The 16,879-nt window shown below is 70.3% G+C and carries 16 protein-coding genes and 1 pseudogene; 5 read left to right on the top strand and 12 right to left on the bottom strand.

Annotation, left to right across the window (positions count from 1 at the left end):
• The first annotated feature begins 95 nt into the window (after nt 1–95).
• The 3 genes from ACBJ59_RS43545 (at nt 96) to ACBJ59_RS43535 (ending at nt 3,411) form a co-directional block, all read left to right on the top strand.
• Nucleotides 96–521, top strand: a complete 426-nt coding sequence (locus tag ACBJ59_RS43545) for a metalloregulator ArsR/SmtB family transcription factor (protein WP_375115963.1) — start codon at nt 96–98, stop codon at nt 519–521.
• Nucleotides 518–2,614 (top strand): hypothetical protein, encoded by a 2,097-nt coding sequence (locus tag ACBJ59_RS43540; protein WP_375115962.1) that lies wholly within the window; start codon nt 518–520, stop codon nt 2,612–2,614. The genes ACBJ59_RS43545 and ACBJ59_RS43540 overlap by 4 nt, the downstream gene beginning before the upstream one ends.
• Before the next feature lie 404 nt (nt 2,615–3,018).
• Nucleotides 3,019–3,411, top strand: coding sequence for a MerR family transcriptional regulator (locus ACBJ59_RS43535; RefSeq protein WP_375115961.1), 393 nt, complete (start codon nt 3,019–3,021; stop codon nt 3,409–3,411).
• Nucleotides 3,412–3,491: 80 nt separating this feature from the next.
• Here the strand turns inward: ACBJ59_RS43535 and ACBJ59_RS43530 are convergent, their stop codons facing one another.
• From ACBJ59_RS43530 to ACBJ59_RS43485, 10 genes are all read right to left on the bottom strand, one after another.
• Nucleotides 3,492–4,148 carry a response regulator transcription factor gene (locus tag ACBJ59_RS43530; protein ID WP_375115960.1) on the bottom strand — a complete coding sequence of 219 codons (657 nt, stop codon included), beginning with the start codon at nt 4,146–4,148 and terminating at the stop codon, nt 3,492–3,494.
• A gap of 87 nt (nt 4,149–4,235) precedes the next feature.
• Nucleotides 4,236–5,042, bottom strand: coding sequence for a phosphate ABC transporter ATP-binding protein PstB (gene pstB / locus ACBJ59_RS43525; protein WP_364138077.1), 807 nt, complete (start codon nt 5,040–5,042; stop codon nt 4,236–4,238).
• A 41-nt stretch (nt 5,043–5,083) separates the two neighbouring features.
• Nucleotides 5,084–5,962, bottom strand: a complete 879-nt coding sequence (gene pstA, locus ACBJ59_RS43520; protein ID WP_364138075.1) for a phosphate ABC transporter permease PstA — start codon at nt 5,960–5,962, stop codon at nt 5,084–5,086.
• Nucleotides 5,959–6,906 carry a phosphate ABC transporter permease subunit PstC gene (gene pstC, locus ACBJ59_RS43515; protein WP_375115959.1) on the bottom strand — a complete coding sequence of 316 codons (948 nt, stop codon included), beginning with the start codon at nt 6,904–6,906 and terminating at the stop codon, nt 5,959–5,961. The genes pstA and pstC overlap by 4 nt, the downstream gene beginning before the upstream one ends.
• Nucleotides 6,903–7,901 carry a PstS family phosphate ABC transporter substrate-binding protein gene (locus tag ACBJ59_RS43510; protein ID WP_375115958.1) on the bottom strand — a complete coding sequence of 333 codons (999 nt, stop codon included), beginning with the start codon at nt 7,899–7,901 and terminating at the stop codon, nt 6,903–6,905. Before ACBJ59_RS43510 ends, pstC begins: the two co-directional genes overlap by 4 nt.
• Nucleotides 7,902–8,188: 287 nt before the next feature.
• Nucleotides 8,189–8,929 carry a cation transporter gene (locus tag ACBJ59_RS43505; protein WP_375115957.1) on the bottom strand — a complete coding sequence of 247 codons (741 nt, stop codon included), beginning with the start codon at nt 8,927–8,929 and terminating at the stop codon, nt 8,189–8,191.
• The gene (locus ACBJ59_RS43500) at nt 8,926–9,330 is read right to left on the bottom strand and encodes an ArsR/SmtB family transcription factor (protein ID WP_375115956.1); all 405 of its coding nucleotides are present in this window, start codon (nt 9,328–9,330) and stop codon (nt 8,926–8,928) included. The genes ACBJ59_RS43505 and ACBJ59_RS43500 overlap by 4 nt, the downstream gene beginning before the upstream one ends.
• A 58-nt stretch (nt 9,331–9,388) precedes the next feature.
• Nucleotides 9,389–10,348 (bottom strand): cation diffusion facilitator family transporter, encoded by a 960-nt coding sequence (locus ACBJ59_RS43495; RefSeq protein ID WP_375115955.1) that lies wholly within the window; start codon nt 10,346–10,348, stop codon nt 9,389–9,391.
• Nucleotides 10,348–10,734: an ArsR/SmtB family transcription factor gene (locus tag ACBJ59_RS43490; RefSeq protein ID WP_375115954.1), complete on the bottom strand. Its 387-nt coding sequence runs from the start codon at nt 10,732–10,734 to the stop codon at nt 10,348–10,350. Before ACBJ59_RS43490 ends, ACBJ59_RS43495 begins: the two co-directional genes overlap by 1 nt.
• Before the next feature lie 76 nt (nt 10,735–10,810).
• Entirely contained in the window at nt 10,811–12,112 is a 1,302-nt protein-coding gene (locus ACBJ59_RS43485) for an aminotransferase class V-fold PLP-dependent enzyme (RefSeq protein WP_375115953.1), read from the bottom strand.
• 895 nt (nt 12,113–13,007) lie between these two features.
• Between ACBJ59_RS43485 and ACBJ59_RS43480 the strand changes: the two genes are divergently transcribed.
• Together ACBJ59_RS43480 and ACBJ59_RS43475 are read left to right on the top strand one after the other, a co-directional pair.
• Nucleotides 13,008–14,162 carry an alpha/beta hydrolase family esterase gene (locus ACBJ59_RS43480; protein ID WP_375115952.1) on the top strand — a complete coding sequence of 385 codons (1,155 nt, stop codon included), beginning with the start codon at nt 13,008–13,010 and terminating at the stop codon, nt 14,160–14,162.
• A 118-nt stretch (nt 14,163–14,280) separates the two neighbouring features.
• Nucleotides 14,281–15,417 carry a hypothetical protein gene (locus ACBJ59_RS43475; protein WP_375115951.1) on the top strand — a complete coding sequence of 379 codons (1,137 nt, stop codon included), beginning with the start codon at nt 14,281–14,283 and terminating at the stop codon, nt 15,415–15,417.
• A gap of 52 nt (nt 15,418–15,469) precedes the next feature.
• On the opposite strand, the gene ACBJ59_RS43470 is transcribed toward ACBJ59_RS43475, so the two are convergent.
• Nucleotides 15,470–16,678 (bottom strand): cytochrome P450, encoded by a 1,209-nt coding sequence (locus ACBJ59_RS43470; protein ID WP_375115950.1) that lies wholly within the window; start codon nt 16,676–16,678, stop codon nt 15,470–15,472.
• Nucleotides 16,679–16,689: 11 nt separating this feature from the next.
• Nucleotides 16,690–16,879, bottom strand: a pseudogene (locus ACBJ59_RS43465) (ABC transporter permease); the annotation flags it as partial.

Genomic DNA, 16,879 nt, shown 5'->3' with positions numbered 1-16,879 from the left:
CCGCGGCCGGTCCCCCTGCCGCCAACGCGGGAATCGCCCCGCTCGCCTGCCATCGCCTATGATTTCGACAGATGTCGAATTAGAAGAGGAGCCGGATGGCCGCCACCACCACCCCATGCTGCGCGCCGATCGCGCGCGAGCCGCTGTCGGAGACCGACGCGGCCGACCTCGCACTCATGCTCAAGGCGGTCGCCGACCCCGTCCGGCTGCGCCTGCTGTCGATGATCGGCTCCCACGCCGGCGGCGAAGCGTGCGTGTGCGACCTGACCGACGCCTTCGACCTGACCGCCCCCACCATCTCCCACCACCTCAAGGTGCTGCGCACCGCCGGGCTGATCGACGGCGAGCGCCGCGGCACCTGGGTCTACTACCGCATCGTCCCCGAGACGGTGAACCGGCTGGGCGCCCTCTTCACCCCGCTGACCGCGCCCGCGCCCGTGCCCGTGTCCGTGTCCGTGCCCGCCCAGCTGACCGAGCCCGCGCCCGCCCGGCCGGTGGACGCCGAACTCCGCACCGCATGACCCGGGCCCAAGCCGATCCCCTGCGTTCGGACCCCGCCTTACGCGACCTCTACTCGGCCGCGCTGACCCGGGCGCTGCACGATCCGGAGATCCGGGACGCGTTCGACTACGTGACGGTGAAGCCGCTGCACATCCGGCTGGAGATGATGGAGCAGGCGGCCGAGGTCTTCGCGGCCGTGGTGGTGCCGGCCGAAGAGCCGGCGGCGCGGCGCGTGCCGATGCCGCGCTTCCCGTTCGTCCTGCTGGCCATCGGTCTGCTGCTGCTCGGCCTGGCCATGGGGAGCTGGCGAGCCCCCGTGCTGATCGGCCTGCCGTCCGTCCTCGTGATCGGCTCGTACCTGGTCCTGGCGCGCGGGCAGGGCTGGTCCAGAGTGCGCGAAGCCCTGCGGTCGTTCCCGTATTCGCCGGTTCGGGCGAAGCTCGTACGGGATCTGGAGGACGGCGAGCTGGCGGCACAGATCCGCCAGCGGATCAACGCCCGCCGCGACCGCTTCGACCCCGTTTTCAACGTGGCGGCGAGTCCCGGGCTGAGCGAGGCGTTCGACAGCGCCTACCATGTGCCGACCCGGGTCGTGGACGAGCTCGACGAACTCCTCGGACGCCTGTCCGGAGCGAGCGTGGGCATCGCGGGACCGCGCGGATCCGGCAAGTCCACGCTGGTCCGGCGCTACTGTGAGGGCTCCCTTCCCAGGCCGGGGACCGGAGATCTGCGATTGCTGGTCTCGGCCCCGGTGGAGTACGCCCCGCGCGACTTCGTGCTGCACCTGTTCGCCGCGTTCTGCCGCGCCACGTTGCGGCACCTCGGCCCCGGCCGCCACCGCCGCGTCGGGCTCCGCCAGGCCCTCATCCCGATCACGTACTGGCTGGTGAGCGCGGCCCTCGCCGCCTGGCCCGTGCTCTTCGCCGAGATCGCCGGTGACGTGCTCCTGCGGCTCGTGCTCGTGCCAGGACCGGTGCCGCAGTGGCTGGCCGACGTCGTCGACCGGTACGGCGACAACCTGGCGCCCGAGGCCCCCGGCCAGTGGGCGTCCTACCTCGCCGGGCTCCTCGGACTGGTCCACTTCGCCCTGTCCATCCGCCGCGCCGGGCGCAAGCACGATCCCGCCGACCAGCTCAGGACACGGGCCCGCCGCCATCTGGCGCAGATCCGCTACCTGCAGACGCAGACCACGGGCTGGTCGGGCACGGTCAAACTCCCCGTCTGGGTCGACGCGCAGCTGAGCGGCGGCCGCAGCCTGGCGGAGCAGCCCCTGAGCTATCCGGAGATCGTCTCCGCCTTCCGCTCCTACGTCCAGGACGTGGCCGGGCACCTCCGGCCGGACCACAGCGTGTACATCGGCATCGACGAACTCGACAAGATCGGGTCGGGCGACCGGGCGGAGCGCTTCCTCAACGAGATCAAGGGTATCTTCGGGCTGCCCAACACGTTCTTCATGATCTCGGTGTCCGACGACGCGATGAGCGCCTTCGAACGCCGTGGCCTGCCCTTCCGCGACGCCTTCGACAGCTCCTTCGACGAGATCGTCCGGGTGGGGCCGCTCTCCTACACCGAGTCCGTACGCTTCATCTACCGCCGCGTCGTCGGGCTCACCGAGCCCTATGTCGCCTTCTGCCACTGCCTGTCGGGCGGGCTGTCCCGCGACCTCCTCCGCGCCGCCCGCGCCGTGATCCGCGCCGCGCACGCCCTGCCCGCCGAGACGCTGGCCCCGATCTGCCTCGCCGTCCTCAAGGACGAGGTACGGAAGAAGGCCCGCGCGCTCATGGAGGTCGCGGACGACCTGCCCCCCGACGTCCTCGACCTGCTGCACGACCTGGCGTATCGCCGGTCGGAGCAGACGCCGTCCGAGACCCTGCGGAGCCTTCTGGGCTGCCCCTTGGCCGGCCCCGCCGTCGAATTCGCCGGGTACGCCTACTTCTGCGCGACCCTGGAGGAGATCTTCACCGGCGAGCCGGCTCGGCTGCGCGGCGTCGGGGCCTTCGACGATCTCGCCGCCGCGCGGCACGCCTTCGCCTTCGGCACCGGTCTCGCCTGGCGGACGATCTCCGCCGCGAGGCGCGCATGGGCGCTCAAGCCGTACGAGCTGCCCGCCTGACCGGCTGGGCGGCCGGCTCAGTGGGGACCGGCTCAGTGGGGACCGGCTCAGTGGGGACCGGCTCAGTGGCTGTCGGACAGCTCTCCGGACAGGGTGGCAGGCAGGGTGGCGGGCAGCGTGTCACCGGCCGGGGCGAGCGGCTGGTGGCGGCGGCGATCGTACGGCACCGGGGATGTCGTCAGGCGGCCGGTTGTGCCAGGGTGGCGGTGTGTCCGGGGCGGGCCTGCGCGGTTCGGCCATCGAAATCTCTACCCTAACGTAAGGGTAGAGATTTGGCGGGTCGGGCGTTCACGCCCGCACCACCGCAACCAGCTGAGCAGTGAGGTCGCACGAAAATGGACGGATCACCGCTTTCCGCCGACGACGGCGAGGTTCCGGCCGCTGCGGGCGGTGGCGGAGATCACATGCACATCGGGCAGGTGGCGGCGCGGACCGAGCTGTCGCTGCGGACCATCCGGCACTACGACGAAGTGGGCCTGGTACGACCCTCGGCACGCAGCCAGGGTGGCTTCCGCCTCTACACCGAGGCCGACGTGGCCCGGCTGATGGTGATCCGCCGGATGAAGCCGCTGGGCTTCACGCTGGAGGAGATGGGCGAGCTGCTGTCCATCACCGACCGGCTCGACCAGGCCGGCGCGGCGGCCCTAGGCGAGGCCGAGCGCGAGCACTTGTCGCGGCGGCTGAGCCGATTCGAGCAGGCCACGCGCGAGCGCTGCGAAGCCTTGCGCACCCAGCTGAGCCGGGCCGAGGAGTTCGCCGCCGACCTGCGGCGACGTGCCGGCCAGCTGGCCACCTGACCGGGCGTGTCGGCCGGCTGGCCACCTGACCGGACGTGCCGGCCGGCTGGCCACCTGACCGGTGCTCGCCGTGGACGCGCCTATTCGCGCCCGAGGGGTGGCGGGGCCAGCTCGTCCTCGGCCGCCTGCTCCGGCAGCACGAGCCGGTAGCCGACGCCGCGCACCGTCAGGATGTGCGTCGGCCTCTTCTCGTCGTCGCCGATGCGGCGGCGTAGCCGTTTGATGTGCACGGCGATGGTGTTGTTGGGCGGGGAGACCGTGCTGTGCCACACGTGCCGGCTGATCTCGTGGCGGGTGACCACGCGCCCGGCGTTCTTCATCAGGTAGGCGAGCAGCTCGAACTCGCGCAGCGGGACGTGCACCGGCTCCCCGCACACCCGGACCACGTGGGCCACCTCGTCCAGCTCGACCTCGCCCACCAGCAGCGGCGCGGACGGGTTGGAACTGGCGTTGATCAGCGGAAGCAGCTCCGACGAACGGTAGGGCCTGGCCACGCACGCCGTGGCGCCCGCGTGCAGCGCCCGCATGGCGAGCTCGGCGTCGCCCGGACCGACGCCCACGATGATCGTCATGTCCATCGATCGCCGCAGCGTGGTAATCAGGGTGACCGCCTCGATGCCGGGCAGGTCGGCGCTCAGCAGCAGCACGTCGGGCTGCGCGGCGCCGATGCGCAGCAGCGCCTCGACGCCGTCGGCACAGTGCGTCACCGTCACCCCGTGCGCGGACAGCTCGCTCAACTCGGCGTCCTGGTCGCGCTGTCTCGCTGCCCGCGCAACGGGACGGCGGCTGTTGCACGGCTCATGTGTTCATCGGCTCCGCTCAGTTCAGCCGAAGCGCCCGGTGATGTAGCCCTCGGTTCGCTTGTCGGCGGGGTTGCTGAAGATCCGTGCGGTGGAGTCGAACTCGACGAGGCGCCCGTGCCGCACGCCCTTGTCGTCGACCTCGGCGGTGAAGAAGGCGGTGCGCTCGGACACCCGGGCCGCCTGCTGCATGTTGTGGGTGACGATGACGATCGTGTAGTCCCTGGACAGGACCTGCATGAGGTCCTCGATCTTGGTGGTGGCGATCGGGTCGAGGGCGGAGCAGGGCTCGTCCATCAGGATCACGTCGGGCTTGACCGCGATGGCGCGGGCGATGCACAGGCGCTGCTGCTGGCCGCCGGACAGGGCCAGGGCGTTCTGCTTGAGCTTGTCCTTGACCTCGTCCCACAGGGCCGCCCGGTGCAGCGCCTCCTCCACCACCTCGTCCAGACCCCGGCGCTGGCCGTTGACGCGGGGGCCGTAGGCGATGTTGTCGTAGATGGACTTGGGGAACGGGTTGGGTTTCTGGAAGACCATCCCGATCCGGCGCCGTACTTCGATCGGATCGACGGACTCGCCGTAGAGGTCCTCGGTGTAGTAGGTGATCTTGCCGGCGATGCGGGCGTCCAGGATGAGGTCGTTCATCCGGTTGAGGCAGCGCAGCACCGTGCTCTTGCCGCAGCCGGACGGGCCGATCAGCGCGGTGATCTCGCGGGGCGCGATGCGCATGTTCACGCCGCGCACCGCCTCGTAGTCGCCGTAGAAGACCGACAGGTCCTTCAGCGTGAAGACGGGGTCGAAGATCTCGGGCGGTGGTTCAGAGGGAGCCATGTTCCTCGCTCCGGTCGTCATTTCGGAGGTCATGTAGGAGTTCACCACCGCTTCTGCGAGCGATTGCGGACGAAGATGGCGATGGAGTTCATCGCGATGATCACGATCAGCAGCAGCACGATCGCCGCCGAGGACAGGTCGTGGAACTCGGTACGGGACTGGCTGATCCAGCCGTAGATCTGGATCGGCAGCACGGTGTAGCCGCTGAGCAGGCCGTCGGGGGTGTAGGCCACGTAGGTCAGGCCGCCGAGCAGCAGCAGCGGGGCCGCCTCGCCGGCCGCCCTGGACAGCGCCAGGATGGAGCCGGTGGCCATGCCCGGCACCGCCGAGGGCAGCACCTGCCGCCAGACGGTCTGCCACTTGGTGGCGCCCAGCCCGTAGGAGGCGTTGCGGATCTCACCCGGCACCGCCCGGATCGCCTCGCGCGAAGCGATGATCACAATCGGCAGGACGAGCAGCGACAGCGTGATGGATGCCGTGACGATGGTCGTGCCCAGGCCGAAACCGCGGGCGACGATGCCCAGGCCGAGGATGCCGTAGACGATGGACGGGATGGCGGCCAGGTTGGCGATGTTCAGCTCGATCAGCCGGTTGTACCAGCGGCGGTGGTCGGCGTACTCCTCCAGGTAGATCGCGCCCAGGACGCCCACCGGCAGGCAGATCACCGCGGTCAGCCCGATCACCCACAGGCTGCCGAACAACGCGGACTTGGCGCCCGCCCGCTCGGGGCGGCGGATGGAGGGGAAGTTCTCCCACAACCTCGCGTCCAGCCGCGACCAGCCCTTGTAGACGACGTAGACCAGCAGCGTCACCAGGAACGCCACCGCGACGGCCAGGCACAACCGCAGCAGCATCTTGAAGGCGATGTCGCCCCAGGGGACGCGCCGGCGGACGAGCAGTCGCTCCTGGGTGACGGTCATTCGTACACCTCCCGGAAGCGGCGCACCAGGCGGGCGCTGATGAAGTTCATCGCGAACGTGATGAGGAACAGCAGGGCACCGACGGCGAAGATGGTCTTGTAGTCCAGCGATGCCGTCGGCAGGTCACCCGAGCCGGCCTGGGCGATGAAGCCGGTCATCGTCTGCATGGCGTCGAGCGGGTTGAACGACAGTGCCGGCTTGTTGCCCGACGCGATCGCCACGATCATGGTCTCGCCGATCGCGCGCGAGATGGCCAGCACGAACGAGGCCACCACGCCCGACAGCGCGGCCGGCAGCACCACGCGCACGGCCACCAGCCTGGTCGACGACCCCAGCGCGTAGGCGCCGTCGCGCAGGCCGCGGGGCACCGCCGACATGGCGTCCTCCGACAGCGACGCCACGGTCGGCACGATCATGACGCCCATCACCAGGCCCGCGGAAAGGGCGTTGAAGATGTCCGGCTGCAGGCCGGCCGGCAGGTAGGTCTGCAGGGCGGGGGTGACGAAACGCAGGGCGAAGAAGCCGTACACGACGGTCGGGACGCCCGCGAGCACCTCCAGGACCGGCTTGAAGACCTTGCGGGTGCGGGCGTGGGCGTACTCGCTCAGATACAGCGCGGCGCCCAGGCCGAGCGGGATCGCCACCACGATGGCGATCACGGTGATCAGGAACGTCGCGGCGACCAGCGGCAGCACGCCGTACGCGGGCGGCTCGAACAGCGGCGCCCACTGCGTGCTGGTGAAGAACTCCGCGAAGCCCACCGCCTCGAAGAACTCGACCGTGGGCGGCACCAGCGAGACCACGATGCCCGCCGTCGTGGCCACCGACACCAGCGCGGCGGCCACCAGCACGACCTGGACCGTGCGTTCCCCGTAGCGCGAGCGCGCCCTCCCCAGCGGCCCCTTCGGAGCGGCCGGGGAGGACGCGGTGCCGGTCGGGCTCATCCGCCGGCCTGGGCCTTCAGCTTGTCCAGAGCGGCCTTCAGCTCCGTCTCCTGCTGGGCGTTCAGCGGGATGAACTTGGCGTCCTCGGCGATCTCCTTGTGGTTGGCCACGTAGTACTCGACGAAGGCGAGCACCTCGGGCCGCTTCAGCGACTCGGCCTTGGGGTAGATGAACAGCGGCCGCGACAGCGGCTTGTAGGTGCCGTCCTGCGCCGCCTGCACGCTCGGGCCGACGCAGCCGTCGCCGCCGTCGACCTGCACGGCCTTGAGCTTGTCGGCGTTCTCCTCGAAGTAGGAGAAGCCGAAGTAGCCCAGCCCGCCCTTGGAGCCGGCCACGCCCTGGACGGTGACGTTGTCGTCCTCGCTGGGGCTGTAGTCGGTGCGGCTCTTGCCCTCCTCACCGTTGATGACGTCGGTGAAGTAGTCGAAGGTGCCCGAGTCGGTGCCCGCGCCGAAGAGCTTGAGCGGCTCGTTCGGGAACTTGGAGTCGATCTGGTTCCAGTTGTTCACCTTCGAGCCGGGCTCCCACATCTTCTTCAGCTGGTCGACGGTCAGGCAGGTGGCCCAGGTGTTGTCCTTGTGCACCACGACGGTCAGCGCGTCGTTGGCCACCGAGAACTCCTCATAGGCGATGTTCTTGGCCTGGCAGGCCGCCTTCTCCTCGTCCTTGATCGGACGTGAGGCGTTGGAGATGTCGGTCTCGCCGTTGCAGAACTTCTCGAAACCGCCGCCGGTGCCGGAGGTGCCGACCGTGACCCGTACCTTGGCCTGCTGCTCGGCGAACAACTCGGCCGCCGCTGTGGACAAGGGCGCCACCGTGGAGGAGCCATCGACCTTCACGTCGCCGGCCAGCTCCTTCGCCGCCGTGGCGCCGCCGGTCGCCTCGCCACCGGTGGTCGTGCCCGGGTTCTGGTTGTTGCCGCCGCAGGCCGCCAGCGCGACAGCGCACACCGCCACCGCAAGCAAGGCACGCGCCATCCGCACTCGATCTTTCACGATCTATCCCTTTTCCTCGGATAAAGGCCCGGCCCCGACCAGGCTCCCGTCACCCATGCATAGAAGTCCGCCTATGTGAACAACCGGCAAACACCGGCTGATCGGCCGATAAATTCATCGATCGACATCAATGCGTCACCCGCACGCGACGGCACCGGCACGCCGATCCAGGGAGGCCGGGGAAGCCGAGGAGGCCGGGGCGCTGCTCGCACCCGCTATCGAGTGCGCTTCGCGGTGCGGAGCCGAGGGGCCGCGTCACCGAGGTCGCGGCGGGGGCGGCGGGCCGTTCAGCGTGGTGCGTGGCCCGGGCTTCGACGGGTGTCGTCGCCGGTCGAGCAGCACCCGTCCGAGCAGCACCCGTCCGAGCAGCCGTCGTCGGTGCCGGCCCCGGTGAGGGAGCCGAGCGCGGGCGTGGCGCAGCAGGCGTCCCCGCGCCAGGCCTCGCGGCCCTCCTTGACGGCGACGGCGGCGATGACCAGGGCGGCGATCGGGTCGGCCCAGGACCAGCCGAACAGGCTGTTGAGTGCGAGCCCGACCAGCAGGACGGCCGACAGGTACGTGCACAGCAGCGTCTGCTTGGAGTCGGCCACCGCCGAGGCCGAGCCGAGTTCCCGGCCGGCGCGGCGCTGGGCGTACGACAGGAACGGCATGACGACCAGGGACAGGGCCGCCAGGATCAGGCCGGGGATCGAGGGTTCGGCCTCCCCGGCGCCGAGCAGGGCGCGTACGGCGTCGAAGGTGACGTACGCGGCGAGGGCGAAGAAGGAGATCGCGATGACGCGCAGCGCGGCCTTCTCGCGGCGCTCGTGGTCGGCGGCGGAGAACTGCCAGGCCACCGCCGCGGCCGAGGCGACCTCGACGATGGAGTCGAGGCCGAACCCGATCAACGCCGCGGACGAGGCGATGGAGCCCGCGGTGATGGCGACGGCCGCCTCGATGACGTTGTAGGTGATGGTGGCGGCGACCAGGAGCCGGACGCGGCGCCGCAGCAGAGCCCGGCGGACCGCGGACAGGTCCGGGGAGGTCATGATGCCGCCTCCCCCGCCAGAGGTTCGATGCGATCGCCCCTCGCCGTGCCCGGCGCGGGGCGGAGCGTCACCGCATGACCGGTGGCCGCCAGGAGTTGCTCGGCGGAGGCGAGCAGGTCCATCAGTTCGGGACGGGTGAGGGAGTAGAACGACTGGCGGCCTTCGGCGCGATAGGCGACCAGGTCGCAGTCGCGCAGGCACGCCAGGTGTTTCGAGACCGTGGACTGCGCGAGGCCGAGCTCCGCGGTGAGGTCGACCACGCGCGCCTCGCCCCGGGCCAAGCGCCGCACGATACGGAGCCGGGTCTCGTCGGCCAGGGAGTGGAACAACGCCGCCGCCGGCGTGATGCCGGCGGCAATGTCGGCGGTCACGCAACGGCCGCCCACCTCATCGATCGTCATATGGCGATGATATCCCGAATCGGGCATGTGATGGCAAGATGCGCCTCCCTGGCCCGGGTCACCAGCCGAGTTCGTCGCAGCCGCGGTGGTCGGCCGGCTCGACCTGCAAGGTCGCGTGGGCGATGTGGTGGCGGCTGCTGAGCAGGTCGCGGGCCTGGTCCAGGACGGCGTGGTTGTCGCTCTCGTCGGCGGTGACGAGGTGGGCGGTGGCGACGTTCATGCCGGAGGTCAGCGTCCACAGGTGCAGGTCGTGCACGTCGCGTACGCCCTCGATCGCGGCCAGGTCGGCGGCGACGGCGGCGGCGTCGATGCCTTCGGGGACGTGCTGGCCGAGCACGGCGAAGACCTGCCGGCCGAGCGAAACGGCGCGTACGGCGACGAAGACGCCGATGACCAGCGCGATGAGGGTGTCCCAGTACGCCTGCCCGGTCGCGGCCACCAGCCAGCCGGCGACGATGACGCCCACCGAGCCGGCCGTGTCGGCGACGACCTCCAGGTAGGCGCCCTTGACGTTGAGGCTCTCGCTCGCCCCGGCACGCAGCAGGAGCAGCGCGACGAGGTTGACGGCCAGGCCGATGGCACCGACGACGAGCATCGGCCCGGAGGAGACCTCGGCGGGACCGCCGAGGCGCCCGATGGCCTCGATGACGACGTACAGGGAGACACCGAGCATCAGCACGACGGCGAGCAGGGAGGCGAACACCTCGGCGCGGTAGGAGCCGTAGCTGCGCCGGCCGGTGGTGTCGGGGCGGGTGGCGATCCGGGTGGCGACCAGCGCGGCGCCGAGGGTGACGACGTCGGCGGCCATGTGCCCGGCGTCCGACAGCAGCGCCAGCGAGCCCGAGATGAGCCCGAAGGCGAGCTCGACGACGAAGAACGCGCCGATCAGCGCGAAGGAGACCGCCAGCCGCCAGCGGTGGCGGGCGCCCGCGTGCCCATGACCCTGCCCATGACCGTGTCCATGACCGTGTCCATGACCGTGTCCATGACCCTGCCCATGACCGTGCCCGGCACCCATCACGAGCTCCCGTCGCGCTCGGGGTGGATGGCTTCGGTGTGCTCGGTGTGCGCGAGCGCCAGGTCGAGCAGCATCCGCACGTGCGGGTCCGCCAGCCGGTAGTACGCCATCCGCCCGGAACGGCGGGCGGCCACGATGCGATGCGCGCGCAGCAGCCGCAGGGCGTGGGAGACGGCCGATTCGCTCTGCCCGGTCACCGCCGCCAGGTCGCACACGCACAGCTCGCCGTCCAGCAGCGCGACCAGGAGCCGCAGCCGGTTGGGGTCGGACAGCAGGCCGAAGACGTCGGCGGTGTCGGCCAGGTCGTCGGCGGCGGGCATCCGCTCGCGCACGGCGACCACTCGATCGGCGTCGACCACCTTGACGCTGCAACCGTCGATCGCCAACGCACCAACATCTGAAGATCTCTTCATATGCGCAAGATAGACGATGGTCGAGCGAGCCTGTCAAGAGCGGCTCGCGTCAGCGGCGGAGGAACCGGCCGCGGATGTCACGCAGCGCGAGCGCCAGCCGGTCCACCTCACCGGCAGAGGTGAACAGGGCCGGCGTGACCCGGACGGCGCCGCCGCCCTTCATTCCGGTACGGCTGACGGTGAAGACGCGGTGCCTGGTCATGAGGTGGTCGGCGATGGCGAGGTTGTCGGCCTCGGTGGTCCGGCCGTCCAGCCGGAAGGCGGTGATGGCGCCGTACATGTCCGGCTCGTCCGGCGTGAGGATCCGGAAGCCGCCCAGCTCGCGCGCCTGCCGCACCCAGCGGTCCCGCAGGTGGCGCAGCCGCGCCTGCTTGACCTTCGCTCCCAGCGTCTCGTGGAAGTCCAGAGCGGCGTCCACGGTCAGGAACGGGGCGACGTTCATGGTGCCGGAGTGCACGCGGGAGCGGATGTCGGAGGCCGGATAGCTCTCGTCGGCGTAGAGGGGATCGATGTCGGCCAGGCGGCCGTCGCGGATGTAGAGGAAGCCGGCGCCCAGGGGCACGCCCATCCACTTGTGCAAGGAGAAGATCGCGAAGTCCGCGTCGAGATCGGCGAGGGTGAAGTCGAGCTGGCCCCAGGAATGAGCGGCGTCCACGATCACGTCGACGCCCCGGCGGCGGGCCATGGCGACGATCTCGCGGACCGGCGCGACCAGGCCGGTCCGGTTGTTCATGTGGCTGAGCAGCAGCAGCCGCACCTTCGGATGCCGCCGCAGCGCGCGCTCGTAGGTGTCGAGCACCGCCTGGCGGGTGGCGGGTTCGGGGATGACGACGCGCTCGACATGGACGCCTCGGCGGGCTTTAAGCCAGTTCATGGCATATTGAGCGCTGTGGTAGTCGAGGTCGGCGTACATGACGGCGTCGCCGGCGCGCAGGCGGCGGTAGCCGGAGATGAGGTTCTGCAGGGCCTCGGTGCCGCCCCTGGTCAGCGCGATCTCGTTCCGGGTGACCCCGAGCAGGGCGGCGATGCGCTCGCGGACCCTGTCGGCGCCCGGCCTGTAGACGGTACGCAGCAGGTGCGAGCTGCGCTCGTTGAGGAGGTCGACATTGCGGTGGTACGCCCGCCGTACCGGGTCCGGCATGATCCCGTAGTAGCCGTTCTCCAGGTTGACGAAGTCGGGGCTCACCCGGAACTGCCTGGCGACCGTGCTCCAGAAGCGCTCGTCCCGGGCCAGCCGCTCGGGGGTGACGCCCTGCGGAACGGCGAACGTCCCGGCCTCGACCGGCCGGGCCACGGCACCGGCGGCCAGCGCGCCGAGCCCGGCGACGATCCGGCGCCTGGAGACGGCCATTCGAACACTCCCCCTGAGAGCAACGGGCACGGAGGCAAGTGTGGCCGATATTCTCGTACGGGCCTGATATTTCCCCGCGCCGACCCGAATGCCGGGACCTGGCCTTACCGGAATCTTTGCCTGTCCGGATCAGTCGCCTGAGGACCGGGTCCTCCCGTTCGGCGACGGCTGGTTCCCGCGGTGCGACGGGCTCGCGGACGCCCGCCACCGCCGGCCTCGACCGCTGCCTGCTCCTGCTCCTGCTCCGGCCGGCTCCGAGCCGCGACTGCTCGCCCGGCTCGACGAGTGGGCACCGCTCGCGTCCGAGTGGCAACGGGTCACGTGAGCGACGTGATCCGTACGATCGGCGTCCGGCTGCGTAGCTGGACGAAGTGGGAGGAAGGGCTGCCCCGGCTCATCCGCTGGGACGCCTCGGCCCGCCGCGTCGAGGAGGTGCCGCCGCCGGCGGCGCCGACCGTGACGCAGGTCCTGGAGGACGCGATCGGACCGCTGGACGACCCGGAGGCGCGGGGTTACCGGAAGGTGGCCCCCGCCACCTATGAGATCGCCGAAGGGCTCGGGTACTTCCCTCGAAGGTCGGCCTCGACCGTGCCGACCGGTTCCCTGCCGGCACCCGCCGCTTCCGCAGCGTCATCGCGATCACGGAGCTCGACCACGTCGCGCGCCACTGGACCGCGGGGCGCTGGGATGTCGAGCACGACGAGATGCTGGACGTCCTCACCGAGAGCCGGTTCGGCACGATCGGGCGCCACTGACCCGCGCAGGCGATGGCACGACCCGCCCTGGCGCAGGGGCGCACACATGCCGGACCCCGGAAAACCGGGCTCGTGACACATATCAGTCGGATCCCGCAAAACATACGGTCACCGGCAAGTACCTCACTCAGGAGTCAACCATGAATGCACTCCTCAGCCGCGCCGTGACCGCGCTCCTCCTCGCCCTCGCCCTCATCGCCGCACCGGCCGTCTCCCAGGCGGCCACCCTCACCAGAGTCACCGGCTTCGGCTCGAACCCCGGCGCACTCAACATGTGGGCCTACGTCCCCGACAACCTCCCGCCCCGCTCCCCCGCCGTCGTGGCCCTGCACGGCTGCACCCAGAACGCGAACGCCTACTACACCAGCTCGGGCTGGCGGAAGTTCGCCGACCAGCACGCCTTCGCCCTGATCTTCCCGGAGGCGACGACAGCGCCCTCGAACTGCTTCCAGTGGTTCCAGGAGGGCGACATCAGACGCGGCCAGGGCGAGGCGCTGTCCATCGCCCAGATGGTGACGCACGCGACCTCGGCCTACAACCTGGACCCGGCCCGCATCTCCATCACCGGCCTGTCCGCGGGCGGCGCGATGACCGCCGTCATGATCGCCACGTACCCCGACCTCTTCCACGCCGCCTCGATCGTCGCCGGCCTCCCCTACCGGTGTTCGCCGCCCGCCTCCACCACCACCTGCATGCTCGGCCCGGTGGCCAAGACGCCGGCCGACTGGGGCTCGTCGGTCCGCGCGGCCCACCCCGGCTACACCGGCCCCCGGCCCAAGGTGGCGATCTGGCACGGCCAGGCCGACTACACGGTCAACAAGGCCAACGGCGACGAGCTGCGCGACCAGTTCACCAACGTCCTCGGGCTCTCCCAGACCCCGGCCTCGACCACGGGCCTGCCCGGCGGCACCACCCTGGAGACGTACGGCGCGGACGCGCTGCGCTACTACAAGATCTCCGGAATGGGCCACGGCACCCCGGTGGATCCGGGCAACGCGGCCGACCAGTGCGGCACGGCGGGCGCGTACTTCCTGGACACCATCTGCTCGGCTTACCACGACGCCCGCTTCTTCGGTCTGGCCACCGGCACCCCGAATCCGACGGTCACCCCCACGCCACCGGGGCAGTGCTTCACCGCCAGCAACTACGCCCACACCCAGGCGGGCCGCGCCCACCAATCCGCGGGCTACGCCTACGCCAACGGCTCCAACCAGCCGATGGGCCTGTGGAACACGTTCGTGATCACCACGCTCAAGCAGACCGGGCCGGCCTATTTCGAGGTGTCCTCCTGCTGACCGGAAGCGATTCCGGACCGTGGATCACGGTTTCCGATCTGTGGGACCCTGGAATGGCGCGTGGATGCAGGTCCAGGAAGCCGTAGGAGCACGGCCCGAAGAAGGAAACGGCACCGCCATGGACGTCATGAAGCAGGCCGGGGCCCTCAAGGAGCGGCTGGTCGACTTCGCTCTGTCACCCCGGTTCGCCCGCGAGCTCGACGAAGCCTTCGAGCGGAGCCATCCCGACGTCCTCGCCGACAGCGAGGTGGCCACGAGCATGATCGTCGACCACTTCGTCCTGCAGCAGCGGCTGGCCTCCGGTGACACGGTCATCGACCGCTTCCTGCGGGCTCACCCCGATCTGAGCCCGCAGGAGCGGGAGATGCTCCTCGGCTGGAAGGACGTGGTCGAAGGCGTCTTCGAGGTCAAGGAGAAGGACCGGGACGCCGTGATCCTGTTCAACCTCGTGGACGAGCTCACCTATCGTGCCCGGTCCAACATGGGCGAGTCCGCCTTCCGTACGGTGGGCAAGGGCATGTTCCTCATCTGCCGCCTGGTGCCGCTCGGCGCGGACTGGCTGGTCAGCGCGCACATCAGCCTCTTCCCCGCCGAGGCTCGTGACGAGCTGCTCATCCAGGCCGCGGAGGTCGCCCTGCGCAACCCCGAGCTGGTCTTCCGCAACCCGGACAAGCTCGCCACCGCCCGCCGGATGCTCGCCGAGCAGCGAGAAGTCTTCATCGAGATGTACGGCGCCGAATACATCGTGGTCCCGGGAGAGGAGGTGCCCTCGCAATATGACGCCTTCATGCGAGCGTGCATGGACCGGGCCCAGCCCGGCAACACCTTCCCTTCACCCAGCCTCACCTACTTCGACGAGATGCCGGACGCCGAGACGGTGGCCATCCACTTCGACCCGGAAACAGGCATCAGCTTCTACCTCGACTTCGGCCTGCTCCAGGAGCTCTTCGCCACCCCGAGCCTGATCAACCGGCGCCGCTACCGCGAGACCCTGACGTCCTATCTGCGCGGCGACGACATCTCCCCCGCGGCCATCAGGCTGCTGGCCGACCCCGACCCGGACAACGCCGGCGTGGTCTTCGGCAAGCTCCTCAAGAAGAAGAACTTCTCCTGGCCCGAGCACGGGGAGTCGCTGCTGCGCCGGTACAAGGCCCGCTACTTCGAGACTCCCCGGCTGCCCACCACCATCCCGGTCAGCGAGACGATGGCCGAGCACCTGCGCAGCTTTCCCCCTGACGGGCCATCGGAGCCGTGACCCCTCCGCAGGGCCCACCGGTCACCCACGCCGGTGCCGCCACGGCCGGCGGTCAGGCGTCCCAGGTGACCGGGAGGCTCTTGACGCCGTAGATGTCGGCGGTCTCCGGGCGCAGGGCGACCTCTTCGGCCGGTACGGCCAGGCGCAGCGTGGGGAAGCGGGCGATCAGGGCGGAGAAGGCGACCCGCATCTCGACGCGGGCCAGCTGCTGGCCCAGGCACTGGTGGATGCCGTGGCTGAAGGCCAGGTGCCCCCCGTCCTGCCTGCGCAGGTCGAGCATGTGGGGGTCGGAGAAGCGCTCGGGGTCGCGGTTGGCGGTGTTGAGGGACATCACGACCATCGAGCCGGCCTTGATGGTCTGGCCGCCCAGCTCGACGTCCTCCAGCGCGGTTCTGTAGAAGGTCTTGGCGACGCTCAGGTACCGCAGCAGCTCCTCGACGGCGTTGTCGGTGAGCGAGGGATCGGCGCGCAGCTCGGCGAGCTGCGCCGGGTTCCGCAGCAGGGCGAAGGTGCCCAGCGCGAGCATGTTGGCGGTGGTGTCGAGCCCGGCCGCGAGCAGGATCAGGGCGATGCCCTTCAGTTCCTCGTCGGTCAGGTCGCTGTCGGTGAGCTCGCTGAGGATGTCGTCGGTGGGGTCGGCGCGCTTGGCGGCCACCAGCCGCGCGAGGTAGTCCTGGACCGCGGTGTAGGCCGCCATCAGGTCCTCGTCGCTGGTCTCGCCGCTCATGAACGTGTCGACCTGCTCCTGGAAGGAGCCCCGGTCCTCGTACGGCACGCCCAGCAGCTCGCAGATCATGATGGCCGGGATGGGCTTGGCGAACGCGGTCACCAGGTCCGCCGTCGGCCCGGCCTTCTCCATGGCGTCCAGGTGCTCGGCGGTGACCTGCTCGACGCGCTCGGTGAGCAGCCGCATCCGGCGGACGGTGAACTTGCCCACCAGCGGCTTGCGGTAGCGGCCGTGCTGCGGCTCGTCCATCAGCAGGAACTCCCCGGGCGGCGCCGGAGGCATCTCGACGCCGGTCAGGTCCATGGCCCAGTGGTGGCGGATGAGCTCCTTGCGGGAGCTGAAGCGCGGGTCGGCCAGCACCTGCCGGACCAGGTCGTAGCCGGTGACCAGCCAGCCCTGGTGCCCGTCGGGGAAGGGGAAGCGGCTGATCGGGCCGTGCTCGCGGGCCTCGATGAGCTCCTTGGGCGGGTCGAAGGGGCAGCCGGGCTGACGCTCGGTCGGCATCGTGGTGATGGTGTGGAGGGAGTCGGTCATGATCCTGCCTTTCAGGAGATCTTGCGGCGGTAGGTGGTCATGGCGAAGGCGTAGGCGACGGCGAGGATGCCGAGGCACCAGGCCAGGGCGATCCAGATGTCGTTGCCGACCGGCTGCTCGGCGAACAGGGCGCGGACGGCGTTGACGATGGAGGTCACCGGCTGGTTCTCGGCGAAGACGCGCAGCGGGCCGGGCATGGTG

Origin of the sequence: Nonomuraea sp. MTCD27, from assembly GCF_041950495.1 — a bacterium.
Classification (GTDB): domain Bacteria; phylum Actinomycetota; class Actinomycetes; order Streptosporangiales; family Streptosporangiaceae; genus Nonomuraea.
The sequence above is the reverse complement of the archived record's forward strand: the minus strand, read 5'-3'. Positions and strand labels throughout refer to the sequence as shown.

Coding starts and splice junctions, on each gene's coding strand:
- ACBJ59_RS43545 (WP_375115963.1), top strand. CDS start 96: ATGGCCGCCACCACCACCCCATGCTGCGCGCCGATCGCGCGCGAGCCG.
- ACBJ59_RS43505 (WP_375115957.1), bottom strand. CDS start 8,929: ATGACCTCCCCGGACCTGTCCGCGGTCCGCCGGGCTCTGCTGCGGCGC.
- ACBJ59_RS43475 (WP_375115951.1), top strand. CDS start 14,281: ATGGACGTCATGAAGCAGGCCGGGGCCCTCAAGGAGCGGCTGGTCGAC.
- ACBJ59_RS43535 (WP_375115961.1), top strand. CDS start 3,019: ATGCACATCGGGCAGGTGGCGGCGCGGACCGAGCTGTCGCTGCGGACC.
- ACBJ59_RS43540 (WP_375115962.1), top strand. CDS start 518: ATGACCCGGGCCCAAGCCGATCCCCTGCGTTCGGACCCCGCCTTACGC.
- ACBJ59_RS43470 (WP_375115950.1), bottom strand. CDS start 16,678: ATGACCGACTCCCTCCACACCATCACCACGATGCCGACCGAGCGTCAG.
- ACBJ59_RS43480 (WP_375115952.1), top strand. CDS start 13,008: ATGAATGCACTCCTCAGCCGCGCCGTGACCGCGCTCCTCCTCGCCCTC.
- ACBJ59_RS43495 (WP_375115955.1), bottom strand. CDS start 10,348: ATGGGTGCCGGGCACGGTCATGGGCAGGGTCATGGACACGGTCATGGA.
- pstB (WP_364138077.1), bottom strand. CDS start 5,042: ATGGCTCCCTCTGAACCACCGCCCGAGATCTTCGACCCCGTCTTCACG.
- pstA (WP_364138075.1), bottom strand. CDS start 5,962: ATGACCGTCACCCAGGAGCGACTGCTCGTCCGCCGGCGCGTCCCCTGG.
- ACBJ59_RS43485 (WP_375115953.1), bottom strand. CDS start 12,112: ATGGCCGTCTCCAGGCGCCGGATCGTCGCCGGGCTCGGCGCGCTGGCC.
- pstC (WP_375115959.1), bottom strand. CDS start 6,906: ATGAGCCCGACCGGCACCGCGTCCTCCCCGGCCGCTCCGAAGGGGCCG.
- ACBJ59_RS43500 (WP_375115956.1), bottom strand. CDS start 9,330: ATGACGATCGATGAGGTGGGCGGCCGTTGCGTGACCGCCGACATTGCC.